This window comes from Dyadobacter endophyticus, from assembly GCF_014641595.1.
In the GTDB taxonomy this organism is placed as follows: domain Bacteria; phylum Bacteroidota; class Bacteroidia; order Cytophagales; family Spirosomataceae; genus Dyadobacter; species Dyadobacter endophyticus.
Genome location: NZ_BMIA01000006.1, coordinates 112,196 through 138,968, shown reverse-complemented (window position 1 = coordinate 138,968; position 26,773 = coordinate 112,196). Strand labels below are relative to the sequence as shown.

At 50.2% G+C, this 26,773-nt stretch carries 21 protein-coding genes; 12 read left to right on the top strand and 9 right to left on the bottom strand.

The genetic code is table 11. The features are described from left to right. Positions 1-10 precede the first annotated feature (10 nt). From uxaC to IEY24_RS29750, 3 genes are all read left to right on the top strand, one after another. Entirely contained in the window at positions 11-1,438 is a 1,428-nt protein-coding gene (gene uxaC, locus IEY24_RS29760; protein WP_188938940.1) for a glucuronate isomerase, read from the top strand. 154 nt (positions 1,439-1,592) lie between these two features. Beyond that, a complete protein-coding gene (locus IEY24_RS29755) occupies positions 1,593-2,588 on the top strand; it encodes a sugar kinase (RefSeq protein WP_188938939.1) in 996 nt (331 codons plus the stop codon). Positions 2,589-2,605: 17 nt separating this feature from the next. Next, positions 2,606-3,271 (top strand): bifunctional 4-hydroxy-2-oxoglutarate aldolase/2-dehydro-3-deoxy-phosphogluconate aldolase, encoded by a 666-nt coding sequence (locus tag IEY24_RS29750; RefSeq protein WP_188938938.1) that lies wholly within the window; start codon positions 2,606-2,608, stop codon positions 3,269-3,271. On the opposite strand, the gene IEY24_RS29745 is transcribed toward IEY24_RS29750, so the two are convergent. Beyond that, positions 3,272-3,880 carry a Uma2 family endonuclease gene (locus IEY24_RS29745; RefSeq protein ID WP_229223342.1) on the bottom strand — a complete coding sequence of 203 codons (609 nt, stop codon included), beginning with the start codon at positions 3,878-3,880 and terminating at the stop codon, positions 3,272-3,274. It abuts the gene before it with no gap. A 75-nt stretch (positions 3,881-3,955) separates the two neighbouring features. Between IEY24_RS29745 and IEY24_RS29740 the strand changes: the two genes are divergently transcribed. Then, entirely contained in the window at positions 3,956-4,675 is a 720-nt protein-coding gene (locus IEY24_RS29740) for a DUF3784 domain-containing protein (RefSeq protein WP_188938937.1), read from the top strand. Here the strand turns inward: IEY24_RS29740 and IEY24_RS29735 are convergent. From IEY24_RS29735 to IEY24_RS29710, 6 genes are all read right to left on the bottom strand, one after another. Further along, positions 4,653-6,143, bottom strand: a complete 1,491-nt coding sequence (locus IEY24_RS29735; protein WP_188938936.1) for a tagaturonate reductase — start codon at positions 6,141-6,143, stop codon at positions 4,653-4,655. The two genes, IEY24_RS29740 and IEY24_RS29735, sit on opposite strands and share 23 nt — an antisense overlap. A 107-nt stretch (positions 6,144-6,250) precedes the next feature. Then, positions 6,251-8,767 carry an endopeptidase La gene (lon, locus tag IEY24_RS29730; protein WP_229223341.1) on the bottom strand — a complete coding sequence of 839 codons (2,517 nt, stop codon included), beginning with the start codon at positions 8,765-8,767 and terminating at the stop codon, positions 6,251-6,253. Positions 8,768-8,902: 135 nt separating this feature from the next. Continuing rightward, positions 8,903-9,487, bottom strand: coding sequence for a DUF6702 family protein (locus tag IEY24_RS29725; protein ID WP_229223340.1), 585 nt, complete (start codon positions 9,485-9,487; stop codon positions 8,903-8,905). Further along, positions 9,487-10,803 carry an RIP metalloprotease RseP gene (rseP, locus tag IEY24_RS29720; RefSeq protein ID WP_188939030.1) on the bottom strand — a complete coding sequence of 439 codons (1,317 nt, stop codon included), beginning with the start codon at positions 10,801-10,803 and terminating at the stop codon, positions 9,487-9,489. The genes IEY24_RS29725 and rseP overlap by 1 nt, the downstream gene beginning before the upstream one ends. Before the next feature lie 151 nt (positions 10,804-10,954). After that, entirely contained in the window at positions 10,955-12,784 is a 1,830-nt protein-coding gene (locus IEY24_RS29715; RefSeq protein ID WP_188938934.1) for a MutS-related protein, read from the bottom strand. Further along, the gene (locus IEY24_RS29710; protein WP_188938933.1) at positions 12,781-14,580 is read right to left on the bottom strand and encodes an ABC transporter ATP-binding protein; all 1,800 of its coding nucleotides are present in this window, start codon (positions 14,578-14,580) and stop codon (positions 12,781-12,783) included. Before IEY24_RS29710 ends, IEY24_RS29715 begins: the two co-directional genes overlap by 4 nt. Positions 14,581-14,846: 266 nt before the next feature. On the opposite strand from IEY24_RS29710, the gene IEY24_RS29705 reads away from it, so the two are divergent. The 5 genes from IEY24_RS29705 to IEY24_RS29685 are packed head-to-tail and all read left to right on the top strand — an operon-like array spanning position 14,847 to position 19,019. Continuing rightward, positions 14,847-15,416, top strand: a complete 570-nt coding sequence (locus tag IEY24_RS29705; protein ID WP_188938932.1) for an RNA polymerase sigma factor — start codon at positions 14,847-14,849, stop codon at positions 15,414-15,416. Beyond that, on the top strand, positions 15,397-16,977 hold the full coding sequence (locus IEY24_RS29700) for a porin family protein (protein ID WP_188938931.1): 1,581 nt from the start codon (positions 15,397-15,399) through the stop codon (positions 16,975-16,977). Before IEY24_RS29705 ends, IEY24_RS29700 begins: the two co-directional genes overlap by 20 nt. A gap of 54 nt (positions 16,978-17,031) precedes the next feature. Then, the gene (locus IEY24_RS29695; protein WP_188938930.1) at positions 17,032-17,547 is read left to right on the top strand and encodes a QcrA and Rieske domain-containing protein; all 516 of its coding nucleotides are present in this window, start codon (positions 17,032-17,034) and stop codon (positions 17,545-17,547) included. A 12-nt stretch (positions 17,548-17,559) separates the two neighbouring features. Further along, positions 17,560-18,447, top strand: coding sequence for a DUF5777 family beta-barrel protein (locus tag IEY24_RS29690; protein ID WP_188938929.1), 888 nt, complete (start codon positions 17,560-17,562; stop codon positions 18,445-18,447). 8 nt (positions 18,448-18,455) lie between these two features. After that, positions 18,456-19,019 carry a YceI family protein gene (locus IEY24_RS29685; RefSeq protein WP_188938928.1) on the top strand — a complete coding sequence of 188 codons (564 nt, stop codon included), beginning with the start codon at positions 18,456-18,458 and terminating at the stop codon, positions 19,017-19,019. 114 nt (positions 19,020-19,133) lie between these two features. Here the strand turns inward: IEY24_RS29685 and lacZ are convergent, their stop codons facing one another. Further along, positions 19,134-22,526, bottom strand: a complete 3,393-nt coding sequence (gene lacZ / locus IEY24_RS29680) for a beta-galactosidase, LacZ type (protein WP_188938927.1) — start codon at positions 22,524-22,526, stop codon at positions 19,134-19,136. Between the two features lie 141 nt (positions 22,527-22,667). Between lacZ and IEY24_RS29675 the strand changes: the two genes are divergently transcribed. Further along, positions 22,668-23,435, top strand: coding sequence for a type III pantothenate kinase (locus tag IEY24_RS29675; protein ID WP_188938926.1), 768 nt, complete (start codon positions 22,668-22,670; stop codon positions 23,433-23,435). Here IEY24_RS29675 and IEY24_RS29670 read toward each other — a convergent pair. Continuing rightward, the gene (locus IEY24_RS29670; RefSeq protein WP_188938925.1) at positions 23,410-23,823 is read right to left on the bottom strand and encodes a gamma-glutamylcyclotransferase family protein; all 414 of its coding nucleotides are present in this window, start codon (positions 23,821-23,823) and stop codon (positions 23,410-23,412) included. The genes IEY24_RS29675 and IEY24_RS29670 overlap by 26 nt on opposite strands. 93 nt (positions 23,824-23,916) lie before the next feature. On the opposite strand from IEY24_RS29670, the gene IEY24_RS29665 reads away from it, so the two are divergent. Next, positions 23,917-25,377, top strand: coding sequence for a TonB-dependent receptor (locus IEY24_RS29665; protein ID WP_188938924.1), 1,461 nt, complete (start codon positions 23,917-23,919; stop codon positions 25,375-25,377). Positions 25,378-25,430: 53 nt separating this feature from the next. Continuing rightward, positions 25,431-26,753, top strand: coding sequence for an Nramp family divalent metal transporter (locus tag IEY24_RS29660; protein ID WP_188938923.1), 1,323 nt, complete (start codon positions 25,431-25,433; stop codon positions 26,751-26,753). Positions 26,754-26,773: the final 20 nt, after the last annotated feature.

The window sequence follows — 26,773 nt, the reverse complement described above, 5'->3', positions numbered from 1 at the left end:
AAGAAAGAGAATGGAAACGATTAGCACCGCAGTACAAAAGACCTTCATTTCCGAAGATTTCCTCCTCCGTTCGGAAACCGCGCGTATCCTTTACCATGATTATGCGAAGGAAATGCCGATTATCGATTACCACTGCCACCTGCCGCCCGATCAGATCGCGGAAGACAAGCAGTTTGAAAACCTGACGCAGGCCTGGCTTTACGGCGACCATTACAAATGGCGGGCCATGCGCGCGAATGGTATTAACGAGCGGTATTGCACCGGTGAGGCCAGTGACTGGGAGAAGTTCGAACAATGGGCCGCAACGGTACCTTACACGATGCGGAACCCCCTTTATCATTGGACGCACCTCGAACTGCTCCGCTATTTCAATATTGATATACTGCTAAACAAGCATACAGCCCGCGAGATTTACGATGAATGCTCGGCCAAGCTGCGCCAACCCGATTACTCGGTGAAAAGTTTGCTAAACCGGATGAACGTAAAGGTTATCTGCACGACGGATGATCCAACGGACTCTCTCAATTATCATAGAACGATCAGCGATAGCGATTTCGATATCCGTGTCTTGCCTACATTCCGGCCGGATAAGGCGATGCTGCTGATCGAATCGCCGGAGGATTTCAAACAGTATTTGTCCAAACTTGCGCAAGCAGCTGGTACGGGAGAGATTGCTTCCTATGACGCATTGCTGGCAGCATTGCAGAACCGCCACGATTTCTTCGCTTCGATGGGTGGCCGCTTGTCGGACCATGGCTTGGAGCATATTTATGCTGAATTCGATGAAACTGCGGCCCGCGAGGCATTCGCGGTTGCATTGAAAGGGGAGAAGCCTTCGGCAAGCCAGGCACTGGCGTTCAAGTCGGTGTTGCTCTATGAAATGGCCAAAATGGATCATTCCAAGGGCTGGACACAGCAGTTTCACCTCGGTGCTTTGCGCAACAACAACGAGCGGATGCTCCGCGAACTCGGCCCGGACACCGGCTGGGATTCCATCGGCGATTACAGCCAGGCGCAGGCGCTGTCGAAGTTCCTGAACAAGCTGGATTCGACGGATCAGCTGGCGAAAACGATTTTGTATAACCTCAATCCGGCCGATAATGAGGTGTTGGCTACGATGACAGGGAATTACAATGATGGTACCGTTGCCGGCAAAATGCAATTCGGTTCCGGCTGGTGGTTCCTCGATCAGAAAGATGGTATGGAGCGGCAAATGAATGCACTTTCGAATATGGGTTTGCTAAGCCGTTTCGTAGGAATGCTCACCGATTCCCGCAGCTTCCTTTCCTATCCGCGTCACGAATATTTCCGCCGCATTCTTTGTAACCTGATTGGACAGGATGTCGAAAATGGGGAGTTGCCTAACGACATCCAGTGGCTGGGCAAGATGGTGGAAGGTATTAGCTATAACAATGCCAACAAATATTTTGGTTTTTGAATAAAATCCGAATTTAAAATACACTGATAAATGAATAGCCCAGACATTTTTGTTGTGGGCTATTTTAATGTTAATACTTAATTTTGGTTCGTAATCATTTTTCAATGGCCCGTCAGGGAGTTCTTTCTTTGGCAAACGGGCATTAGTTTAAAATATGGCTCAGATAGTATCCTTCGGAGAAGTCCTTATGCGGCTTTCCACTCCTGGTTTTTCCCGTTTTGAACAAGCCCGTCAATTGAATGTAACTTATGCCGGTGGCGAAGCGAATGTTTCGACCGCATTGGCATATTGGGGACATAGCACGGCGCATGTTACCCGTTTCCCTGACTCGCCCATCGGACGAGCGGCGGCTCAGTATCTCCATTTTCACGGTGTCGATGTTTCGCATATCATTTACGGCGGCCCAAGAATGGCCGTCTATTTCCTCGAAACCGGTGCAGCCATGCGCGGTAGCCAGATCGTGTACGACCGCGCCAATTCATCCCTCGCAACCATCGACCCGAAAGAACTTGATTGGGACGTCATTTTGAAAGACGCGAAATGGTTTCACTGGGCGGGTATTACGCCCGCATTGTCACAGGGAGCCGCAGACGCGTTGCTCGACGGCATTAAAGCTGCCCGCAAACGCGGCATTACCGTTTCAGGCGACATTTTCTACCGTGCCAATTTGTGGCAATACGGTAAAAAACCATCTGATATTCTTCCCGAGCTGACTGCCGGAACGGACGTCGTAATTGCCAACAGCATCAATATCAAGGAGATTTTTGACATAGATGGAAACGATTTTGTCGAATCCTGCGTCAACTTACAGAAGGCTTTCCCGCAGGTGAAGACGGTGGTAGATACTAAAAGGACGTCGATCAGCGCTTCGCATAACCTGTTGAGGGCATTTTTGTGGAATGGCAAAGCGTTGCTGGAAACGGAAGACATCGAAATTAACCCGATCATCGACCGCGTTGGCGGCGGCGACGCATTCATTGCCGGTCTTATCCACGGACTTATCACTTTCGATGACCAGCAAAAGGCCCTGGAATTTGGCGTGGCTGCATCCGCATTGAAGCATACCATCGAAGGAGACGCGTTGATCTCGACGATTGCCGAAGTGGAAGCCATCCGTCAGGGAGAGACCTCAGGAAGAATCAAACGCTAGCAATCTGGCCAATAATCATGGATAAAGAAACAACACTGATACTTTTGAACGAAGTCGGCGTGCTGCCGCTGTTCTACCATGCCGATATTGAAATTGCCAAAGAGGTGATCAATGCGGCATACCGGGGAGGCGCACGTGCATTCGAATTTACCAACCGCGGTGATAATGCCTACAATGTATTTACGGAGCTTTTGGCTTATGTAAAGGAAAGCCTGCCAGGCCTTTCGCTGGGCATCGGTACCATTTATGATGCGGAAACCGCACAAAAATTCATCGACGCCGGCACTGACTTCATCGTAACACCTTGCCTCAACCCGGCAGTGGGCCAGGCCTGTGCAAAGGCAGGTATTCCCTGGATTCCCGGCATTTCTACACTGACTGAAATATACAATGCACAACAGGCGGGTGCCGAGGTTGTTAAATTGTTCCCGGGTGAAGTGGTGGGTTCGGCATTCGTGCGGGCGATCCGCGGGCCTATGCCAAAGGTTAAAATCATGGTAACCGGCGGCGTGCAGCCTACCAAAGAAAGTATCAACGAATGGTTCGGAGCCGGAGCTTATGCAGTAGGTTTAGGCTCAAACCTCTTTCCGAAGGATGTGGTAGCAGAAGGAAACTATCCCTGGATCGAGCAGAAAGTTGCGGAAAGCATTGCGCTCGTGAAGGAGTTCCGGGCTAATAGCTGATTAATATTCGAGAATGTCGCTCAGGCGGGTGGAGAAATTGATCAGGACTTCACCGCCTGACAACGTTTCTTTAAAATGCATAGCAAGCTGAGGCTTGCCCGGTTCGTAAATGTAGGTCGTCTGACTGTCCGGACACACGAGCCAGGCAAGCCTCACGCCATTACTAATCCATTTGACCATTTTTAATTTAAGTTCGGCCAGGCTATCGGTTTCAGATTGTAGTTCAATGACAAAATCGGGCGCCATGCTAGGGAACGAGCGTTTTTCAGCTTTGCTCAGTGCATTCCAGCGATCAATTTGAATCCAAGCCACATCTGGAACACGCATCGACTTATCTTCCAGAAAAAACCCTCCACTTGACTCTATCACTTTACCAGCCTTATACTTGCGATTCCAAAAGACTATTTCTGCAATCAATTCACTGTTGTTGGAGCTGCTAAGGATAAAGGTAGGTGTCATAGTGATGTGTAGTTGCCCGTGTTCATCTCTTTCCACCATCAATTCAGGGTTGGCTACGCAGAATGCGACCAACTCTTCGTCGGTAAAAGTCGGATGCGCAGGTATGTTCAATGGAAGAATCATAATGTGCTTTTGATCAAATATAAGCATTTACCAAAATTAAAGCCAATTGGCTTTCTCCCGTATAATTTTGTAACTTATAAGGCAATTAGCCGTGACAAAATTATGCTTACCGTAGCCCTCATTATTTCGCTGGTGTTATTTTCGCTCGGGTTTATCGTAACGCCGGGTAATGCAAAGTACCTGGTATCGGGGTATAATATGATGTCCGAGGCCGATCGCGCCAAGATGGACATAGTCTCCTATGTAAAGTTTTTCAATCGCTTCCACCTGTTTCTCGGTGTCAGCGTGCTGGCGGGAGTGCTGCTGCTGAATATTTTCAGTGCCAATTGGGCTACAGTCTTTATGATAATGTATCCGCTTTTGGCATACGTGTACATGATAGCCGTTGGCAACCGCTATTACACGGGCACGACCGGGCAGCGGGTAGGAACTTACATTGCAATGGCCATCATGATCGTCGTGGCTGTGGGAGCAGGCTTCCTGATGTTTGCCGGGATGAAGGACAGCGAGATATTCCTCACCACCGGCGCGTTGGAGGTCAAAGGCCTTTCCGGGATGAAAATCGCGCGCGATGATGTGACCTATTTCAGCGTGACCGACAGCCTGCCCGACATTTCGAGCAAAGCGAACGGTTTTGCGGGTGGAGAATATAAAAAAGGCTCTTTCAAAACCGACGATGGCCGGATTGTGAAGTTGTATATCAATAAAAAATCCCACCCTTACCTGCTGATCAAAACAGGGAAGGATGAGATCTATTTCAGTTCCGGCGAAATCTCGGCTGCCGAACTCTATAATCAGCTTAAAGCGTGGAAGTCCCCGTAGCCACCGGTTCGGTCATGTAGCCTTTCACGGCCTCGGCAAAACCCGGTAGTAATGTAAGGTCAGTATCCCAAAGCGACACATCACTCAGAACCTGCTGCGCCAGATCGACCGGCGAGGCGGCATTCTTCCATTTTTCATCAAAATAAGCCGCCGAATCGCAGCGGATCGAGTAAGGCTGGCCATCGCGTTCGCCGTAATAGGCGTTGTCTTTGTGAACCGTAGGCTTCATGAACCGCAGGAATGCCGCAAATCCTTTGGCAAACAATGCAGGAACCTCTTCGGACTGCCGATAGTGGTTCAAAAGCGTCGGAATGTTGCGCATTTTCATCTTGGCCGTGTATTGTACGGTAATGTCGATCAGCTGGTGCCGGATGAAAGGATTACGGAAGCGGTCGAGCACCTGCCCACCGAACTCCTGTGCCTGTGCGGGATCTACATCGTACGGTATCGCGGGTGCCAGTTCCTTCAACATTACATCGGCGATAAATTGGGCCGTTTCGGCATTCTCCATGGCTTCACGGACGGTGTCGAGCCCATGCAGGAAAGAAAGGCCTGACGCCAATGTATGGGTGCCATTCAGCAACCTTAACTTCAATTCACGGAATAGATCGATATTAGGCTCGATCACCACGCCTTTATCAGCTTGCGCAAAACGCAGTACATCGCGCACCTGTTGGCCGCCCTCGATGGCCCAGAGACGGTAAACTTCGGAAACAATCAGCAGATCGTCGCGGAAACCCTGTTTTTCAGAAAGCGTCTCCACTGTTTCCGCATCTGGTTTGCCGGGAACAATACGGTCCACGAGCGAGCTGCAAAAATGATTATGTTGTTCGAGCCAGTCCATAAACGCCTCGCCGAGGCTATGCCGGCTTGCCTGTTCGAGCACGATGGCTTTCAATTTCGGGCCATTACCGACGATCAGTTCCGTCGGTACAATCACCATCCCTGACTCCGGTGCCCCATTGAATGCTTTGAAGCGCTCGAATAAATAGGCTGTAAGTTTCCCCGGAAAGGACACGGGCGGGCTGGCAAAAATATCATCGTCGACAAGCTGGATACCAACTTCTGTCGTATTGGAAATAACAATATTAAGCTGCGAATTGTGCGCGCATTCAAGAATATCGGCCCAGTCGCCGGACGCTGCCAGTGTGCGGCTGATGCTGGTGTTGATAACGGTTTCGTCGATCTGCCGGCCGTTTTCGATACCACGAATGCTGTGGGAGAAAACATTCTGCTGCTCCGAGAACGCATCCGTTCCTCCCGTGCTGGTTGATTTAACTACCACGATCCGGCCGTTGAAAATGCCCTGTGCATTGGCCTTGTTCACGAAATAATCGGGAAGACCGCGTAGCAGCACGCCCGTGCCGAACTGGATGATTTTTTCAGGCAATGCAAGAAGTTTCCCGTGATTGGGAAGAAGTTCGGGCTGCTGGTCGAGCAGTTGGGGAGAAAGCTGCGGTAACGACATTTTTTAGTAGATAAAAGGTTTGATAGTGTGACGCCGTTTGGAAAGCACAACCCTTAAACAAAAAGAGGCACCTTTGGGCACCTCTTTGTATATTTTTCAAGTTAGACTTAAACAGACATTGCAGCAAATCCGCTTTCTTCTTTTTCCTTCTTTTCATCGGGAAAAACGAAGCTCATCGGATTATTCACTTTTTCGGGAAGAAGGGCAATGCCCAGTACTTCGTCGATCTGGTCCACATAATGGAAAGTCAGGTCTTTGATGTAGTTGGCTGGTACTTCTTCCACATCCTTGCGGTTTTTCACACATAGAATAATTTCCCGCACACCCGCGCGGCGGGCAGCCAGAATCTTTTCTTTCACGCCACCAACCGGAAGCACTTTTCCACGCAATGTGATCTCGCCGGTCATCGCGATAAACGGTTTCACCCGGCGTTGCGTAAATATCGAGGCCATGGAAGTAACCATCGTCACACCCGCACTTGGGCCGTCCTTGGGCACTGCACCCGCAGGTACGTGTACATGGAGGTCGTAATAGTTGAAAATACGGTAATCGATGCCTAATCTTTCCGCATTGGCTTTGAGATAGGACAATGCAGCAACAGCCGATTCTTTCATTACGTCGCCCAACTGGCCCGACAGCGTCAAACCACCTTTGCCGCGGCTGAGGCTTGTTTCGATGAAGAGAATTTCGCCTCCCACCGATGTCCAGGCAAGGCCGGTTACAACTCCTGCGAAGTCGTTGTCCTGATACAGATCTTTATCAAAAATCTCCGCGCCGAGGTATTTCTCTACCTGATCCGCTTTGATGGTCTTGGGGTAGTCCTGTTCCATCGCCACCGACTTCGCGATTTTGCGGATTACCGTTCCTACCTTCTGTTCGAGGTTACGAACGCCCGATTCGCGGGTGTAGCCTTCAATTACTTTGAGCAATGCCGCGTCTTCAACCTTTACGTCCGTCGCTTTCAGGCCGTGGTCCTTGCGCTGTTTTGGAACGAGGTAACGTTTGGCGATCTGCAATTTCTCTTCGATCGTATAGCCGGTCATTTCAATGATCTCCATCCGGTCGCGCAATGCGGGATGAATGGTATCGAGCGAGTTGGCAGTCGCTACGAAAAGGACCTTGGAGAGGTCATATTCTACTTCAAGGTAGTTATCGGTAAATGACGAGTTTTGTTCGGGGTCGAGAACTTCCAGCAATGCCGAAGAAGGATCGCCGCGGTAATCGGAACTTACCTTATCGATTTCGTCGAGGATGAATACCGGATTGGCAGAACCTGCTTTTTTGATATTCTGAATGATTTTGCCCGGCATAGCGCCGATGTAAGTCTTCCGGTGTCCACGGATTTCGGCTTCGTCGTGAACGCCGCCCAGCGCCATCCGGATGTATTCCCGGTTCAACGCCTTCGCAATGGACTTGCCAAGCGAGGTTTTACCCACACCCGGAGGGCCATAGAGACAAAGGATCGGTGCTTTCAGGTTACCTTTCAGTTTCAGTACCGCCAGGTATTCGATAATACGCTCTTTTACTTTTTCGAGGCCAAAATGGTCGGTGTCGAGGATTTTCTGCGCTCTTACCAGGTCGAAATTGTCTTTGGTATATTGCCCCCACGGCAAATCCACCAGCGTTTCCAGGTAATTCATCGTTACCGGATACTCGGGGGCCATCGGGTTAATGCGCTGCAATTTGGTCAGCTCTTTTTCAAAGTGGAGCTTTACCGGTTGCGCCCATTTTTTCTGGCTCGCTTTCAGGCGGATTTCGTCCAGATCGCGTTCGGGGCTGTCCATTCCCAGCTCGTCATGCAAAACTTTGATTTGCTGGCGGAGAAAATAATCCCGTTGCTGCTGATCGATATCCGAGCTGGCTTTCGTCTGGATTTCCCGCTTGAGTTCCAGCATTTCGATCTCCCGCATCATGTATTGCAGCAAAAGCGTTGCCTGCTTGTGGCCGTTGCGCTCTTCCAGCAATTTCTGCTTGTCGGCAATCTCTACGTTGATATTTGACGACAGGAAGTGGATCAAAAAGATCGGGCTCTCGATATTGTCCAGCGCGATGCGTGCTTCCTGCGGAATTTCCGGGTTCAGGCGCATGATCTTATGCGCGCCGTCACGAAGCGATTGCAACAAAGCTTTGGCTTCCTTTTTGGTAGGGCCAACAAATGAGTCCTCGATCGCCCGTACTTCGGCGGTCAGGTAAGGTTCCTCATTTACAATGGCTTTGATTTCAAAACGCTGGCGTCCCTGAACGATAATCGTGACATTGCCATCGGGCAAAGTGATCATTTTCAGAATTTGTGCAACGGTACCAATATTGTAAAGATCGTCGGCCGTAGGGTCCTCCTTGTTGGGAATGGCCTGGGTGACGGCACCGAGAATACGCTGATTGATATCGGAATTGCGGTATATCTTTTTAACAAGCCGGATGGCCTTCTGGCGCACGACCGTTACGGGGATTACCATTCCGGGAAAGAGCACTGTTTGCCTGATCGGGAGTATTGCTAATTCGTTGGGAAGTTCAAAAGGCTCGTCAGAGCCATCGGGGCCACCAAGAGGAACGATTTCAAGGCTATCCATGTCCGAGTCGGACATCAGCAGCCGGCTATATAGATCAGAAGGTTCAAATTTCATAGGCATTCTGTCAAATTGACAGATAATCTTTTCCCAATATATAAATAATGACTTTCAAAAGAAAGGCATTATAAAACAAAATAGCCGTGCCACTACACATTATGTCATGCATTTTTATGAGCGGTCGCAAACTAATTACAGCAGGTGAGAAGTCTGTCCTTTTTTAAATAAAAACGTCTTTTTTTCGGACTGGAACTTAACGTTTGTCATATTCACCTGATCGTCAAAAACTTCCATAAGCGTAACGTTCAAAAGCTTGCAGCCGTTCAAAGTGCCCTGAAAAGGAATTTCGAGGTAAACCCACGTCGCATCCGCCTCCTGTTCTTTTCCGACATATTTGATAGGGGTATTTTTTTTCTGACTATCTGTCAAAACAAATGATTTACGAATGTACTCCTCAACGAAGCGATCATTTTGATCATTGTCTTTGATCACAAAACGTTGCTTGGAATGGCTTTCAGACAATGCTTTTTCGAGATCGTCCGTAAATATTCGGATACTTACCTCAAACACCCGGGACGTCGCATTGTATTGCATCTGCGTCACCGAAACGTGATAATCGTGCTTGGGGATAAAAGATAACAGTAGTAGGGAGGCAAGGAGGAAAGGGAGGGAACGGAAGAAGGGGAGGAAAGGGAGGAAGGGGGAAAGGGAAGAAAAAGATGAGGGAGAGAATTTCCTTTTCTCCCCTTCCTCCATTCTCCCTTTCCTCCCTTTCATTAAAATACTGCTTTCCATACGTCGTTGAAAATGGCGAAGGCCATCAGGCCCAACAGGAGGACCATACCTACTTTTTGAGCGTTTTCAAGGAATTTGTCGGAAGGCTTGCGGCCTGAGATAATTTCGTACGAAAGGATTACCGCGTGACCGCCATCCAGTGCGGGGATCGGAAGTGCGTTCATGAAGGCGAGTACCATCGACAGCAAGCCGGTAAGCGACCAGAAACGGCCCCAGTCCCAAACGCCGCCGAACATACGTGCAATGCCGATCGGCCCGCTCAATGCTTTGGAAGCCGAAACTTCACCGCGGAATATTTTACCGAAACCTTTGATATTGTTATACACCACGCCGAAGGCATTTTCCGTGCCAATTGCTACGGCTTCGCCGAAAGTGTAGTTCACAGTCGTGAAATGGAGCAGGGTTTCAGGATAGAAACCTAGCGTGCCGTCTTCGGTCACTTCTACTTTCAGGGTCTTTTGTTGCGCGCCGCGCTGTACGACCATTGTCGTAGCCTTGCCTGCAAGGGTTTCCAGCTGCGCCTGTAATTCGTGGAAGAATTGAATAGGCTTGCCGTTAATCGAAACCACCTTGTCGCCGGGTTCCAGGCCAGCTGCTTCCGCAGGCATTCCGGGAATCAGTTCACCAATTTTGAATGGCTCCAACGGAAGGATAAAATTGCGTTTCTCGTCAGGGTCGGAGAGTTTTTCGATGAAGTTGTTCGGGATTTCGATCTGAATCTCCTGGCCGTTGCGGCTAACGGTGTACGAACTGTTGCTGCCGAGGAAAACTTCGGAGCTAACCAGTTCATTGTAATCCGTAAAAGGTTTCCCGTTGACGCGGATCACCTTGTCGCCGGTTTTCAGGCCCAGTTCCTGCGCAAGCTCACCTGCTACAATACCATATTTGTTTACCTCGTCGATTGACAGGAACTTCTTGCCATCATGATAAGCGATGGCGATGAAGATGATAATACCAACGATCACGTTCACGATAATCCCGCCGAGCATGACGATCAGCCTTTGCCAGGCCGGTTTGGAGCGGAATTCCCACGGTTGTGGCTCCTGGCTCATCGATTCGGTGTCCATCGACTCGTCGATCATCCCGGAAATCTTTACGAACCCGCCAAGCGGGATAGCGCCTATACCATATTCTGTTTCACCTTTCTGAAAACTGAAAATTTTAGGAGGAAAGCCTATAAAGTATTTTTCAACCCTCATTCCGAACAATTTTGCGGCGGCCATATGGCCCCACTCATGCAACCCCACCAGGATCGACAGGCCCAGGATAAGCTGCCCTGCCATGATCAATATTTCCAATGCTTTCTGTAATTCCATTCAGGTTTTGTAATCGTTACGGGTTAATTGTTAATCAAAAAAGTTCGATCTCCGCTACCGGATCAGTGTTTTAAACGTAAATGTAAACAGTAAAGTTACGCAAAACCTCCAACAACCGTGCAAATGCCCGGTATCAGTGTGCGAGCGGGGTTTTATCGGGCCCGATAGCGATGCCCATCATCCGCATCAGCTCCGAAGCGTTGAAACTACGGCAGATGCCTTCATGCAAACGGTAGTCGAAATGCAGCTGACCGTTTTCTACATCCGACCGGAAGTGGAAGTTGTGGATGTAGGTTTCGGTTGCGCCCCATTCGCCGAGTTCCAGATCGTGCGTGGATACCATACCGGATGCATTTTTGGAATGTAACTGGCGGACAAGCGCCTCCGCTCCCCGGTGACGGTCGGCGGAGTTGGTGCCTTTCAATATCTCGTCCAGAAGATAGAAAACCGGTGCCCGCTGCTGCTCATCGGCCAGCAGGAGCAACTTTCGCAACCTTTTCAGCTCTGCGTAGAAGGACGAAGTGCTTTCTTCCAACGAATCCTGCGTGCGCATACTGCTGAACACGCGCACAGGCGAGCACGCGAATGCGCCTGCGCTTACGACCGCTCCCATTTGTGCGAGCACGAGATTCAGGCCTATTGTTCTCAAAAATGTGCTTTTACCCGACATGTTCGAGCCGGTCACGAGGATCGTCTTGCCCGTGCCCTGCATTGCGAAATTGTTGCTGATCCGTTTTGCAGCTGGAATCAGCGGATGGCCAAGGGAGGTGGCACCGACCGTGGCTTCGGAGGCGTCATGAACCTGGGGCACAATGTATTCCGGATTGGCAAACGCATGACCGGCCAGGCTGTTCATCGCCTCGGTATCGGCCAGCACGTCGAGCCAGTCGGTCAGGTGCTGGTGGTGCGCGGCTTTCCAATTTTCAAGGGCATTAAGAATATGCATATCCCAGAGCGTAGGGATGCCGACGAAAATGGCGAAATAGGGGTTGTTACGGTAATCGAGCTTTTCGAAGAGGTTACCAGCCGTTGCCAGCGCTGCCGACGAGCCGGCAATCCGTTCTTTTCGCGATTGCCACCAGGCAGAATGGTAAGGTGCGGATTCCGCTTTTTGCAATAATTCGGCGTAAGCCGTCAGTGTCCGGCCCATGGAAGTCGTGCTGTTGGCGAGCACTTTTACATATTCGGCATAGCGGGCCAATATGAAAAGATGGATGGCAAGGCTCGCGAGCATGGCAATGCCCGGCACTATGCCCGTGAAATACAACACTGCAATAACAAGGGTTACCAACGGGTACCAGCGCCATAGTAATGTGTTGCGCAAAGGCGCCGGGAATGTTTCTGCGACCCATGACTGGAATTGACCCACATGTTTTGCGGCATGTTCGTGCAACAGTGCAGTCGCTTCCCATGCCTGGATCCGTTCAGGGTGCCGGCTGAAATCGGCGGAGGCTTCCTGCCGGAGGGTCACCTCAGGCGCATCGGCGGGATTTTTGAGCCAGTTGGCTAACCGGCGGCTTCCTTCGGCAGTGCGGGTGCGGTTGAGGAGCTTGAAAAGGGAATATTCTCCGAAAATGTCGAGGTCGTCGGAATAATTATGGTCCTTTTCGCGGAATTCGGCACCGGTATCGGGCCTTTTAAACCGCAAGTCGAGGCGCCCGAGCTCGTCTTCGTTGATGGCGACCAGGTTTCGCTGAAAATTGCGGTTGGTGCGGGCGTCCTGCTGTTTGCGCATCAGGATCAGGAAGGTCGGCAGGAGTATCAATATGCCTATTCCCCAGAATCCTACGCCGGTTTTATTCCAAACCACTGCCAATATCACCATTCCGGCAAATGCAGCCAGCCGCAGCAGGGCTATATTTTTGAATCTTTCATGCTCCTTTTGTTCCGCGGCTATCGCTTTTTCTTTTTGTATTTGAAAAAATGCTTGTGATGCGGAGTGATCTGGCTCAGCGTTTTTCATGAAAGGTTTTCAGCGGTTTCGAATTGAAGTTTAATGAGTTTGGCATATACGCCGTCAGGAACGGTGCTCAATGCCTGGTGCGTGCCCGACTCGGCGATCCGGCCCTCGCGCAAGACGTAGATCATATCGACCTTCCTGATCGTAGCCAGCCGGTGGGCGATGACGATGGTCGTGCGGTTTTTCATTAATTCGTCCAGCGCGACCTGCACTAGTTTTTCGGATTCGGCGTCGAGCGAGCTTGTGGCTTCGTCGAGAATAAGGATTTTGGGATCTTTTAAAATTGCCCTGGCAATGGCAATGCGTTGCCGCTGGCCACCAGAGAGCTTGATACCCCTTTCGCCTACAATCGTTTCAAAACCTTCGGGAAAAGATTCGATAAATTCCAGCGCATAGGCGCGCTTCGCCGCATCCACAATGGCCTCCCGCGAAGCCGAAGGCTCTCCATAGGCGATATTCTCATAGATCGTCCCGCCAAAAAGCATTACTTCCTGCGGCACTATCGCGATGTTTTTCCGCAATGCTGAAATTCCGTATTCCGGCAGCGGCTTACCGTCGACGAGGATTTCGCCGGACTGGTATTCATAAAATCGCATTAGGAGCTGCACGATAGTCGATTTGCCGGCGCCGCTGTAACCAACCAATGCAATTTTTTCACCCGCCCGCACGTCCAGGGACACCCCTTTCAAGACCGGCAGGTCTGCACGCGATGGGTAAGCGAAATGCACATCCTGATAAGTAATGCGACCGTCGATATGCCCGGCAACCGCATTTTGCACCTCGTCGACAGAAACCTCGGATGTTTCCCCCAGAATCTCGAAAATACGTTCCGAGGCACCGACTGTCCGGTTGATCTGCGCGTACAAATCGCCCATTCCACTGATCGACGCCCCGATGAATGTGGTGTAAAGAATAAATGTAAAAAGGTCGGACAGCCCGAACTCGCCCGCCTGCACCAACGCTGCTCCGTACCAGATCACGCCCACAATCCCCCCGAACATGGCAAATATGATAAAGGAAGCGAAACCGCCCCGGAACCGCGCGGCATACAACGTAAGATCGACGACGCGGCCGAGGATCGTCCGGTACCGGTTGATTTCCAACGGTTCGTTGGTAAATGCTTTCACCACATTGACCGACTGCAGTGTTTCTTCCACCACCACATTAGCGGCCGCGAGCTGGTCCTGCGCCTTGCGTGAGAGCCTGCGCGTGTGGCGTCCGAAGAATACCGAAGCAAATGCGAGCACCGGTACGGTCGCGAGCATGAAAAGCGTGAGTTTCCAGGAAGTATAGAACAAAATGGACATGCCGACGATGAGCGTCGCGGCCTGCCGGAAGAGTTCTGCAAGTGTAAATGACAGCAATCCGGCAAGTTGCGAAACATCGGAGGTAATGCGGCTTGTGAGCTCGCCTACGCGATGTTCTTCGAGGTACGGCACAGGTAATGTGATAATCTTGCTAAAAACATCCAGGCGGATATTGTTTACAGCCTTTTCACTGACTTTGGAAAAAAGATAGATCCTGAAAAACGAGAATATCGCCTGCCCCAGCAACACGAGGAAGAGCAGTAAGGTGATTTGATTGATCGTAAACTGCGATTTACCCTCAATTACCTCGATAATGCTTCCCACAAGCTTCGGAAATGCGAGCGACGTACCCGTCGACAACGCAAGAAACAGCATTCCGGCCGCGAACGTCATGCGGTAGGGGCGGAGATAGCGCAGCAGGTGAAGCGTAATTTTCAGGCCCTCCCACTTGATCTTTTTTACTGCAAATGGAGATTTTACATCGTTGGCCATTGTATGTGATCAGGTACAACCGGAAATGAACGGTTCCGGGTTTTGGTAAATATGGATAGTAGCCTGCAAAAGTAAGCAATAATTTAAAGCGACTCCGGGCAAGGCATTATCGTCAAGTTTACGTGCGATTGTGGCTAAAAATTCATAAATTTTCAATGAACGGACCGTGTACCTTTTTGCCGGTGAAAAAAATGTTGTAAAAAACTTGCAACCCCCAGGCAACCCTGTTTTGGATTTAAACGTATAAGTTCAAAAAAGCAAATAGCATGCCCGAGTATAACTCCGCCGTTCTTCAAGAACTACTCGACGGCTGTTTACAAAAAAACCGCCGCAGTCAGGAGCTGTTGTATAAACAGTTTTACGGCTATGCTATGAGCATTTGTTTGCGCTATACACGCAGCCGGGAAGAGGCGAAAGAGATACTCAACGATGGATTCTTGAAGGTTTTCACGAAGCTTGACAGTTTCGATGCAGGTCGGCCATTTAAAACCTGGTTGAGTAGAATCATGATTAATACAGCCCTCGATCATTACAGACAGGAAGTTCGCAGAGATGTTTTTGACGACGTGGAAGTCGCGGAACAGGTGTCCGTCGACGAAACGGTTATCAGTAAGCTTTCCCACGATGAGCTGGTCGGATTGATCCAGCGCCTGACACCGGCATACCGGCTGGTATTCAGTCTATCGGTTATTGACGGTTACACACACGAAGAAATTGCAGAACAACTGAATATTTCGGTTGGAGCGTCAAAATCCAACTTGTCGCGTGCAAGGGAAAAGTTGAGAGAAATGTTATCCAAGATTAATATTGACGACTATGATAGAGTTGCCAGATGACGAACTGGACAAGCTCTTCAGAAAGTCATCAGAAGAGCTTGATCCGACATACGAACCCGATGACTGGAATGACCTGCGGAAGCGACTCGACCAGCAGGACGGGAGAACTCCGGCTGCGTGGTGGCGGAAATGGTGGCCGCTGGGTGTACTGGCGCTGCTGATTCCCGCCGGGATTGTGCTTTACTCTTATGAAGGGGAGAATGGAGGAAAGGAGGAAGGAGGAAGGAATGTTGATTTGAAAAAAGATGAGAATGGAGGAACGGAGGAAAGAAGTTCCGGGCGTGATGTGGTTGAAGGTAAGTCAGGTAGCACGTCAGAAGTAGTCAGGGAGCCAGGTGGTGCGGCTGAGGGTGCAACAAAAGAAGATGCGATTGTGGATAATGGCACACCGGCTGTTGATAAAGAAACCGCCGCTGTTGATAATGGGAATAGACGAGTTGAAAGCGATAATGGGGTTGTTGATAAAGGGAATGCTGTTGTTGATAAGCGCAACGAATCTGTTGGCAACAGCGGTAAAGTTGCTGACAACACGAAAACGAATATTGGCGGTAAGTTGAAATCCGGTTCCAAAGCGACTGGTAAATCTTCCTCTAAATCAGAATTGAATGCTGCCGTTGTTAATGGCGGAAAACTATTGCCCCGGAGCCGATCTAAGGCAGGCGGAGTGTACTTAGAGCCTAACCGCTCAAAGGTGGAAGGAGGCGACGGGGCTCTTTCTATTACAAATAATGCGAATGCGAAGGGCGGAGAGACGTCAATGCCACAAGCAACCGGCCAGCCGATAGGCGCAAGCGAATCGGTGACGAAGGTCGATGAGCTGGGCCGCACCTTAATTTCAGCATCCGCATTGAACAGTAAAGCGCTGAAATGGAATGCATTGCAATTGCCCGGGATTTCCGAACCCGTGCAGGAGCTTGCGGAAGCACCAGCGCCCGAAAAGCCTCCGCTGCCGGCAGACGATCAGCCTTTGATGGCCATCCGGTTCGGTTACTCGCCGGATTTGAGCACAGTGGGATTGAAGAATTTTTCGAAGCCGGGGACGGCGGTGTCGCTGTTGGTAGAGTATTCAGTTTTGCCGAGGCTATTTCTGCAAAGCGGTGCTGTTTGGAGCAGGAAAGATTATTACGCTCCGGCCAGCGCTTATAAACTACCGAAAATCCCACATTATTACCCACCGGAGATGACGGGGGTGGATGGTATTTGCAACGTGCTGGAAGTGCCAATTAATATCCGGTACGACATCAAGTCGGGAGCGCGGTCACGGTGGTTTGCGAGCGGTGGATTTTCGTCCTACCACATGAATAGTGAAAAATATAAATACTATTTCGTAGATGAGAATGATCCGGACATTTGGTATCGCAGCTGGAAAGGCAAAACTGGCTGGTACTGGCTAAGCCATGCAAATGTCTCAGTCGGCTACGAATACAGAATATCTAAAAAGCTTTCCCTCCTTGCCGAACCATCGATCCGGATGCCGCTTAAACGTGTCGGTTACGGAAAAGTGAACCTCATTACCACCGGCCTCTGGCTGTCAGTGCGCTACACCCCTGTTTTCAAGTGAGCACTATGCCCACATTAGCATTGAATTAAGTCTACCAATTAATTTTTATTTACTATGAACTCAATTGAAAAAGGAAGCATGAAAAGAGGCGAATTCCTGAGAAGCCTCGGGCTCAGCACCTCAACGTTAATGGCATTCTATTGCCTCGGCACCACTATGACGGCCTGCGGTTCCAAAGACGACGATCCCAATCCGGATCCGGACCCAAATCCGGGCGGCGGGGGTGGTAGCGGAATCACGGGCACGACAACCGGCACTGCGATCAATTTTACTGTTGATATGGCCAATTCAAACAATACAAAGCTGAAAACCAACGGTGGTTTTATTATCACGGGTGATGTGCTGGTAGCAAAGACCACGGCTGGTAGCTACATTGCTTTGAGCAAAATCTGTACACACGAGGGAAATCCGGTTGCATATAGGTCGGGATCCAACGACATTTTCTGTCAAACCCACGGTTCCACATTCAGCATTGCCGGAGCCGTGACGAATGGTCCCGCTGCTACCCCGCTCAAAACGTATACAGTAACCGTTTCCGCCGATGGGAACACTTTAACAGTGAAAGCTTAATCCGAATTGATCATGAAAGTACTCCGCCTACTCGTGATGTTGATGTGTTTATCAACAGTTTTATATGCACAGGATGACTTGCTGAATGAGCTGTCGAAACAGGACAGCGCGCAGACAATTCCGGTAACCGCCACTTTTAAATCGACCCGCGTTGTGAATGGTCAGTCGGTGGAAACGATGAAAAAGAAGCACCTGGATCTGCGGATATCACACCGTTTCGGTAAGCTGAATTCCGGGGCCTACCAGTTCTTCGGGCTCGACCAGGCCACCATGCGACTGGGTTTCGAATATGGATTGACGGACGATCTGATGATCGGTGTCGGCCGCAGCACGTCACAAAAAGTGTATGATTTTTTTGGTAAATATAAATTACTGAAACAGACCTCAGGTGCGCGGAATATCCCGGTTTCGGTGACGTTGTTCGGCGGAACGGGGGTAGCTACGGTGGATAAGGAGCGGGAGTTTCAGGACAAGCTGTATTACACGGCCCAGGTGCTGATAGCGCGGAAATTCGGGGAGCGATTGTCGCTTCAACTGTCGCCAACCTATTTGTACCGGACGATGCCGGACGTAACGGGCGATGAAAAAGTACTGTTCGCGGTGGGGATCGGAGGCCGTTTCAAGCTCTCGAAACGCGTGTCGCTGAACGGTGAATACTTCTATACGGCCCGCGAAAAGAATACGTTGACAGCCCCTTACCACGATTCGATGTCGTTCGGCGTGGATATCGAAACCGGCGGGCACGTTTTCCAACTGCATTTTACCAATTCCCTCGGCATGATCGAAAAACAGTTTATCGGCGAGACGACCGGAAGCTGGGGTAAAGGGGATATTCATTACGGGTTCAACATTTCCCGTACATTCAGCTTTGACAAGAAGAACAAGAAGCAGCCAAACTGATCCATACTATGAAACTGCATTTTTTTCGCGTGGCCTGTCTGGCCATGTTCAGTACCGCTTTGCTTTCCGGGACCGCTTTCGCACAAATGTTCGCCACTTCCGGCGGCAATACGAAGTTCTCAGCATCGACACCTTTGGAGAATATCGAAGCAGAGAACAAAAAGTCGCAGGTGATCCTCAACACGGCCAACAACGAGATCGCGATCAGGATGAATATGCGGGAATTTTCCTTCCCTAATAAACTGATGCAGGAGCATTTCAACGAGAACTATATCGAATCGGAGAAATACCCGACGGCGACGTTTTCAGGCAAGGTCGATAAGGCGCCGGATTATACTAAAGACGGAGATTACGACGTGTCGGCGACCGGGAAGTTTACGGTTCATGGTGTTGCGAAGGAGCGGACGATCAAGGGGAAAATGAAGATCGACGGCGGCAAGATCACCATCAATGCCGATTTCGAAGTAGCACTGGTCGATCACAAGATCGACGTGCCGAGTGTGGTTTTTGTAAAAATCGCGCAGATCATCAAGGTGAAAGCGCAATATATATTGGCTCCTTATAAAAAATGATAAAGACCTGCGTTCCGGCAACGTTCTGAAAGTTGCCGGAACGCAGGTCTTTATTAAAACTGTGGGGTATTACAGACTTGGTAAGCCTTTCTTGAACTTGCCAAGTCTTTTTTATTACCTTCTGCGACGCCGGCGGGCAGGCTTTCTTTTACGCACTATCTTTTTCCTCACAGTTGCTTTTTTAACGGTCGTTTTACGAACCGGTGCGGCTACGGCCTCTTCTTCCTCTTCATCTCCCACGGCCTCTTCGGTCGCCGCAGCTGTTTCGGCTATCGATACCGTCTCATTCGTTTCTTTCTGATCGACGTAAGGCAAACGCACCGCCGCGATTTGCTCGATATTCGAAGTGTTTTCGATCGGTCTAAGCCTGTAAGCGTACGAATACGTTTTCGCAGGTAGCAGGTATGCGCCATGCACGCGGGGCGACCAGCTGTCGTCACCGCCGAGGCCCATTTGTGCGAGGTCAATGTTCACTACCGTCGAAGTGCCGCGGTTCAAAACTGCCGCGCGGCGTTTGGCGGCGAGCAGGTCTTTGTCCGTATAGTCATGGACGTTGAAATTGAATGCAGTATCGCTCACCACGAGCAGCCCGATGCCTTCTGCATTGGTAACTGTTGCCCATCGGATGCCTGTTTTGTTGCCGTTTTCCTGCGGGGTGATATACGGGAAATGCTGCTCAGCCACTGTTCCGGCGTAAATGCCCACCTTTCCGCTCGTTTTCCGATCGGCATAAGTTTCGTGCGGGCCGTTGCCATACCATTGCGTTTTGGTAAATGTCGCTGGCATTCTCAGCTGCATTCCTACCTTGGCGAGCGGTGGCCATTCGCCACGGGGAGTAAATGTGTTTTGCACATGAATATCACCCGATGCATAGACCATATACACCGATTGCACGTCCATCTCGCCTTTTGGTTGTTTCAATGTCTGGTTAAGCGTCACCTTGTAGATCTGCGCTGTCAACCGTTGGGTTTTCATTTCCGAAGAAACACGTTCCAGGGTATCCAGCGTAACGTTGCGCCACTGGGCTGCATAGCTTTTCGCTGCACCGCCTTCGTCGTTATCGGTCGGTACGCGCCAGAAATTCGCATAAGGGCCGTTTTCGAGCATTTCCTCCTTTTTGTTTTTGAATGAAATGATCCGGCCTTCGTTTTTGTCAAAAACCACGGTGAAATCCTGACCTGAAATCTGCACGCGGGCGGCTGTTACCTGTGCGATGCGGAGCGGTCGTTCGCTGTATAGGCTGAGATTTGGCCGTGGAGCAGCCGGTTTGATCACCGGCACCTGATGCCATGCCACCTCATGCCCTTTCGGCGCCCAGCGTGTCGCTTCTTTTAATCTTAAACTAAGGTTCAGGAAATACTCGGCATTGGGTTTTGCCGAAGCGGGGAGTTCATAAGGAATGGTAATCTGCTGTTTCTGGCGGGCCAGTGCATGCAAATTGGTAATACTTCCGCCTTTGCCAACAGCCTTGCCGTTTTCCGTCACCGACCAAGCCAGTTCGAATGCATTGAGTGATTGGAAATCGTATGCATTATGCAGCGTAATGTTCTTTTCGCCAGCTTTAAGGGAGTCTGGTATTTCAAATTTTACATATTGATAAATCTTCTTTACCTCGTTCAGCTCAGGCTGGGGCGTGCGGTCGGGGTTCACAAGGCCATCGCCGGCATTAGCGCCGTCAATGTAGTTGAAATAATCCCAGTAATCGGTGCCGTCCGGGCGTTTCAGTTTTAATCCCTGATCCACCCAGTCCCAGATGAAGCCTCCCTGCATCGTGGGGTATTTTTCTATGAGGTCCCAATATTCTTTAAGGTTACCAATGCTGTTGCCCATTCCGTGCGCATACTCGCAAACGATCAACGGGCGGGTTTTGTCTTTTTTAACCAACTCCACCATATCCTGGGTGGACGGGTACATAACTGACATAATGTCGAAACTGCTCAGCGTCGTCGGTTTATAATCCTTGCGTCCCTCGTAATGGACAGGCCGCGTAGGATCGGCGAGCTTGATGAAATCGCCCATATCCGCGAAATTCTGCCCCATTCCGGACTCGTTGCCCAGCGACCAGATGATCACCGACGGGTGATTTTTGTCTCTTTCGACCATCGCATTACCCCTGGCAAGAAATGCGGCACGCCATTGCGGGTTATCGGCCAGGATGATGTTCTTACTCCAAAGCTCATGGCTTTCGATATTCGCCTCGTCCATCACGTAAAGACCATATTGATCACACAGGTCGTACCATTCGGAGGTATTGGGGTAATGCGAAGTCCGCACGGCGTTGATGTTGTGCTGCTTCATTAAAGTTATGTCCCGGATCATCGACTCGCGGCTGATTACCCGGCCCGTTTCAGGGTCGAATTCGTGTCGGTTTACGCCTTTGATGGTCACGGCTTTTCCATTCACGAGCAGCTGCCCTCCTTTGATCTTCACATCCCTGAAACCCACGCGCTGGCTGGTCGCTTCGAGGACTTTACCGTCGGAGTTCATGAGCTGGACGGTGAGGGTGTACAAGTTCGGTGTTTCCGCGCTCCATTTGGCGGGGTTAGGGACTGGCATTTCTGCACGCACCGCGCCTTCTTTACCCATTTCCAATGTGCCGATCATCTGGCTAACGGGCGTCGCCACCACGGATTTGGAAGCATCGTACAATGTAAAAAGCACCTGATGTGCATGAATGGGCGCCTCGCCGTAGTTTCTTACATACGCATTCAGTTTCAGCGTGGCGTTTTCGTGATTGGCATCGAGGATGGTTCTGACGGAATAATCGGTAAGAACCACTTTGGGCAAAAGCAGCAGATTTACATCCCGGAAAATGCCCGAAAGCCGCCAGTAGTCCTGGTCTTCGAGGTAGCTGCCATCGGACCAGTTGATCACTTCCACCGCAAGGTTATTTACACCCGGCTTTACATCTTCTGTCACGTCGAACTCAAATGGCGTCATGCCATCCTCGTGGTAACCGATCGCTACGCCGTTCAGCCATACATAGCACGCTGATTGCACACCGCCGAAATGCAGGAACATTTGCTTGTCCTTCACATCCGGCGAAACCGTGAAAGTAGTGCGGTACATGCCCACCGCATTCGTATCGGCGGTAATGCGTGGAGGTGTCGCTTTGAACGGATGTTTGATATTGCTGAAAATAGGCCGATCATATTTGCGGCCCTCGCGTGCGCCTACGACCTGCCAATTGGACGGTACAGGGATGTTGTCCCAGTTCGCATCGGATATGTTGGGGTCGTAAAAATTCAGCTGCGCTTTCGAGGGATGCTGCGCCCATTTGAACTTCCACGTACCATTCAGCGATTGCACGAACGGGCTTTTTTTGTCCATGGCCAGTGCCGTTTTTTCTGTCGGATAAGGGAAAAAATCGGCACGGGGCTTCTCGGTATTGATGCTGATGACCTGCGGGTCCTGCCACTCAGGAATAGCCTGGGCGTGAACGGCCTGGTTCAGAATTTGTATTAAAAAAAGCAGTATCGGAAGTCCGCGGGAGGTAGAAGAAGACATATGAATGACCAGAAAGCACTCGTTTTTATTTCGGGGGCTAAAATTAGGGATAATCAAAAAGAAACGGAGGCAAAACCAGGGCGCCATGAAGTTTTATTTGAAGAATGCTTTTAATTTGCCTTCACATGTAAATTCTCTGTTATGCTGTTAGCTGTCGACCTTGGCAATACCGACACTGTTTTCGGGCTTTATGATTCAGGAGACTGGGGGCACATCTGGCGGATGCGCTCGCTGATACAGGAAAACGAGGCACATTACGAATCGAAACTGCGGCTGCATTTCCTGGAAGCAGGCTTGTGGTTCGGTGATGTGGAAACAGTGGTGCTGAGCAGCGTCGTGCCCGCATTGACACCCGTGATATCGAGAATGCTCCGTTCGCTGTTCGGCGACGGCGTAATTGTGGTCGGACCGGAGATTTATCCTGCATTATCCATCGAAATCGATCACCCGCACGAGATCGGCGCGGACCTGATTGCCAACGCCGTGGCGGTTTCAACGCGTTATAAGGAGAATTGCGTAGTCGTCGATTTTGGGACGGCATTGACTTTCACTACTGTTTCAAAAGAAAGTAAAATCCTCGGCGTAGCAATATTGCCCGGTTTGGTAACCGCGGTAAAAGCATTGTTCGCAAATACGGCGCAATTGCCGGAAGTACCGTTGCAACTCCCACAGTCGGCGATCGGTAAAAACACGGTTGAAGCCATCCAGGCGGGTATTTTGCTGGGCTATGAAGGTCTTGTGAAATCCCTGCTAGGCCGTATCCGTGCAGAACTAGGGGGAGAATGCATTGCCGTCGCGACAGGCGGCCTGTCGTCCATTATCGACACCCTGCGCGACGAATTCACGGAAATTGACAGAAAGTTAACATTAGACGGTCTCCGCATTATCGGCGAGAGCCTGAGGGCGTAGTTTTGAAATAGCCATCCTCAATCACAGGCAAATCAGCAACGGGTTTATTATACAAATACACCCAGCAATCTATGGCCACCTCCTCGGCATTCCTGACAGGTACCACCTTCCTCACATACAGACTCGCGGTCTCATCTTCCAGTACATCTTCATATTCATCCAGTTCTTGGAGTATTTCAAGGGAGTTTAACTGATAAATTTCCCCGTGCACGAGCGTAGGGGCACCGGGCTCGTAAAGTGCCCCGGGATACCACTCGACCTGGAACAATTTTCCGTTGAAATGCCCTTTTCCTATATAGTTTGAAGACAATCGCAGCTTCGTTGCATAGGGGTTGCTAAAACCCTGCATCAAAGTGCCGTAAGTAAATAAATTATATAACTTTTCCATTCTGCTGCCAGAAGATCAGAAATTCGGCTAAATGAACAACTGTATTTTTCTTATATTTACATGTAAGCTTCTTCATTATACTAATATACCGTTATGTACGAAAAGAACCTTGGTACAAAACAAAAAGCATTAAGGATCAACCTCGACCGCCGGATCTACGGATCGTTTGCGGAAATCGGGGCGGGCCAGGAAACGGCGGCTTACTTCTTCAAAGCCGGCGGCGCATCCGGAACCATCGCTAAAACAATGTCGGCCTACGACATGACGTTCAGCGACGCGATATATGGAACTGAGGAAGGCGGAAGGTATGTGGTGGAATCACGGCTGATGAAAATGCTCAACCGCGAATATAACCTCGTGGAAAAGCGGCTCTCGGAAAAACGCGGCGTCGACAGCACCTTTTTTGCTTTCGCGAATACAGTAGTAGCCCTCAACTTTCAAAAAACGAACGAATCTCACGGTTGGATCGGCCTGCAATTCCAGCTTACGCCCATGGGCCCGACAAACTACGTCGTGATCCACGTGCGTATGCGCGACGACGAGAATCTCCTGCAACAACAGGCGTTGGGCATTATCGGTGTGAACCTGATCTATGGTTGTTATTACTATCATAAATCGCCGGAGATCCTGCTGATGTCGCTCATGGACGATCTGACGGTCGACCGGATAGAAATTGATATGGTGCGTTTCAGCGGGCCCGATTTCGCCAAAGTCGACAACCGCCTGATGAGCCTGCGGCTTGTGAAAAATGGATTTACCGACGCTGCATTGTTCGGTAGCGACGGCGGGGTATTGCAGCCATCGGAAGCGTTGTACAAAAAGCACATTCTCATGATGCGTGGCCGCCTGCGCCCGATCACAAACGTGCATATCGACCTGATCAGCAACGGTCAACGGCAGTTTCTGGCCGAGGAGGATGTGGACGAATCGAAAGTGGTGTTGATATCAGAGCTGACGCTGCATAACCTCAAAGCCGGCGACCGGGATATTGATGAGAAGGATTTTCTCGACCGCGTCGATATTCTCTGCTCGCTCGGGCATATGGTAATGATTTCCAACCACCATGAATACTATCGTTTGGTGGCCTATTTATCGCGATTGACCAAACTGAAATCCGGCCTGCTGCTCGGTAGCCCGAATTTGCAGGATATTTTTGAAGAAAAACATTATCAATTCCTGCAAGGAGGCATTCTCGAATCATTTGCGACGCTGTTCAGCCGGAAGGTGAAGCTTTATATTTACCCTACATTGCAGCCCGATGGCTCGGTTTACAGCTGCGAAAACTTCCGTGTGCCGGATCATTTGAGGCCATTGTTCCAGTATCTGATCGTGAACGACAAGATTGAGGATATTAAGAACTACAATACCGAGCATATGCACATCACTACCGATTCGGTGCTCGAAATGATCAAGCGCGGAGAGCCGGGATGGGAGAAGCTGGTGCCGGAGAATGTGGCTCAGATTATCAAGGAGAAAGCGCTGTTCGGGCTTCCTAGTGAGAATAATTATGTAGACACTGTGAAGCAGATTCACCAGGCTGTTGGGAATCTGTAAGAGACGGCATTAAAAACATTCCGGTCTTAGCTTTTGGACATAAAATCTCCTTTATGTCCAAAATTCTAACGCCGCCTACCACTTTTACCGGCCGCCTCCGCTACCTGGGGCCTGGTTTTATTCTTTCCGCCGCCATTGTAGGCTCGGGCGAGCTCATCGCCACCACTGCATTGGGTGCCAAAGCCGGGTTTGTCATGTTCTGGCTGATCATCCTTAGCTGTCTTGCCAAAGTCGCATTGCAGCTGGAATTTGGCAAGAATGCCATTTACAGCGGCACCTTTATCATGCACAATTTCAACAATCTGCCTGGGCTGAGGCTCGGAAAGGCGCATTGGAGCATTTGGCTCTGGCTTTCATTGCAAGGGTTGAAACTGCTGCAAGTAGGCGGCATTGTCGGTGGCGTTGCTATTGTACTGAATATGGCCTTTCCGTTCATTCCCGTCAATTTCTGGGCGATTATCTCGGTGTTAATCACTTCATTCTGGGTTTATAAGGGCAACTACGGCCCGGTTGAGAAAGGCTCGCTCGTGATGATCATTCTCTTTACTGCCGTCATTCTGATATCCGTGATTTCGCTTCAATGGACACCCTACGCCATCAATTGGCCGCAATTTGAAAGTGGTCTGCAATTTTCGCTGCCTACCGCATTGGTTGCCACGGCATTCGGGGCATTCGGCATAACCGGCGTCGGAGGCGACGAAATCATGTATTACAATTACTGGTGCATCGAAAAAGGCTACGCCGCCTACACCGGCCCAAATGACGGCTCCAGAGAATGGTCTGATCGTGCAAAAGGCTGGTTCCGGGTGATGTACCTCGATGCGGTGCTATCCATGGTCGTCTACACCATTGTGACGGCCGCTTTCTATCTCCTCGGCGCGGCAGTGCTGCATACCGGCGGCGCGGTACCGGAAGGTTACCAGATGATCGAGACCCTCTCCCGCATTTTTACGGAAACGCTGGGCCCGTGGGCAAAGAACATATTTCTAGTTGGAGCATTCTTCGTGCTTTATTCTACATTGTTTACTGCCGCGGCCAGTTGGGCGAGGGTCTGGGGCGATGCATTCGGGCAGATCGGCTGGATGAAGTTCGGCTCCCAGCAGGAGCAAAAGCGCAGTATCGGCATTTTGTCGTGGGTACTCCCTATTGTCTGGTGCCTGTTGTTTCTGTTTTTCCAGGCGCCGGTGAGGATGGTTATCCTCGGTGGCATTGCTACTTCGGTGCTGCTGTTACTGGTTGTTTACGTTTCGCTCGTGTTCCGCTACCGCAACTTGCCGGCTGCGTTGAAGCCATCGGCTTTGTATGATATGTTCTTCTGGATAAGCGTGCTGTCGATCCTGTTTGTGAGCGGGTATGGCATTGTTCAAATTATTTAGGGAAGAATAGTACTTAATTT

Excerpts from the sequence above, each read along its gene's own strand:
- IEY24_RS29710 (WP_188938933.1), bottom strand. The coding sequence starts at position 14,580 with ATGGCCAACGATGTAAAATCTCCATTTGCAGTAAAAAAGATCAAGTGG.
- IEY24_RS29695 (WP_188938930.1), top strand. The coding sequence starts at position 17,032 with ATGAACTCAATTGAAAAAGGAAGCATGAAAAGAGGCGAATTCCTGAGA.
- IEY24_RS29750 (WP_188938938.1), top strand. The coding sequence starts at position 2,606 with ATGGATAAAGAAACAACACTGATACTTTTGAACGAAGTCGGCGTGCTG.
- IEY24_RS29700 (WP_188938931.1), top strand. The coding sequence starts at position 15,397 with ATGATAGAGTTGCCAGATGACGAACTGGACAAGCTCTTCAGAAAGTCA.
- IEY24_RS29675 (WP_188938926.1), top strand. The coding sequence starts at position 22,668 with ATGCTGTTAGCTGTCGACCTTGGCAATACCGACACTGTTTTCGGGCTT.
- IEY24_RS29735 (WP_188938936.1), bottom strand. The coding sequence starts at position 6,143 with ATGTCGTTACCGCAGCTTTCTCCCCAACTGCTCGACCAGCAGCCCGAA.
- uxaC (WP_188938940.1), top strand. The coding sequence starts at position 11 with ATGGAAACGATTAGCACCGCAGTACAAAAGACCTTCATTTCCGAAGAT.
- lacZ (WP_188938927.1), bottom strand. The coding sequence starts at position 22,526 with ATGTCTTCTTCTACCTCCCGCGGACTTCCGATACTGCTTTTTTTAATA.
- IEY24_RS29685 (WP_188938928.1), top strand. The coding sequence starts at position 18,456 with ATGAAACTGCATTTTTTTCGCGTGGCCTGTCTGGCCATGTTCAGTACC.
- IEY24_RS29665 (WP_188938924.1), top strand. The coding sequence starts at position 23,917 with ATGTACGAAAAGAACCTTGGTACAAAACAAAAAGCATTAAGGATCAAC.
- IEY24_RS29690 (WP_188938929.1), top strand. The coding sequence starts at position 17,560 with ATGAAAGTACTCCGCCTACTCGTGATGTTGATGTGTTTATCAACAGTT.
- IEY24_RS29670 (WP_188938925.1), bottom strand. The coding sequence starts at position 23,823 with ATGGAAAAGTTATATAATTTATTTACTTACGGCACTTTGATGCAGGGT.
- IEY24_RS29755 (WP_188938939.1), top strand. The coding sequence starts at position 1,593 with ATGGCTCAGATAGTATCCTTCGGAGAAGTCCTTATGCGGCTTTCCACT.
- IEY24_RS29745 (WP_229223342.1), bottom strand. The coding sequence starts at position 3,880 with ATGCTTATATTTGATCAAAAGCACATTATGATTCTTCCATTGAACATA.
- IEY24_RS29725 (WP_229223340.1), bottom strand. The coding sequence starts at position 9,487 with ATGAAAGGGAGGAAAGGGAGAATGGAGGAAGGGGAGAAAAGGAAATTC.
- lon (WP_229223341.1), bottom strand. The coding sequence starts at position 8,767 with ATGAAATTTGAACCTTCTGATCTATATAGCCGGCTGCTGATGTCCGAC.
- IEY24_RS29660 (WP_188938923.1), top strand. The coding sequence starts at position 25,431 with ATGTCCAAAATTCTAACGCCGCCTACCACTTTTACCGGCCGCCTCCGC.
- IEY24_RS29740 (WP_188938937.1), top strand. The coding sequence starts at position 3,956 with ATGCTTACCGTAGCCCTCATTATTTCGCTGGTGTTATTTTCGCTCGGG.
- IEY24_RS29715 (WP_188938934.1), bottom strand. The coding sequence starts at position 12,784 with ATGAAAAACGCTGAGCCAGATCACTCCGCATCACAAGCATTTTTTCAA.
- IEY24_RS29705 (WP_188938932.1), top strand. The coding sequence starts at position 14,847 with ATGCCCGAGTATAACTCCGCCGTTCTTCAAGAACTACTCGACGGCTGT.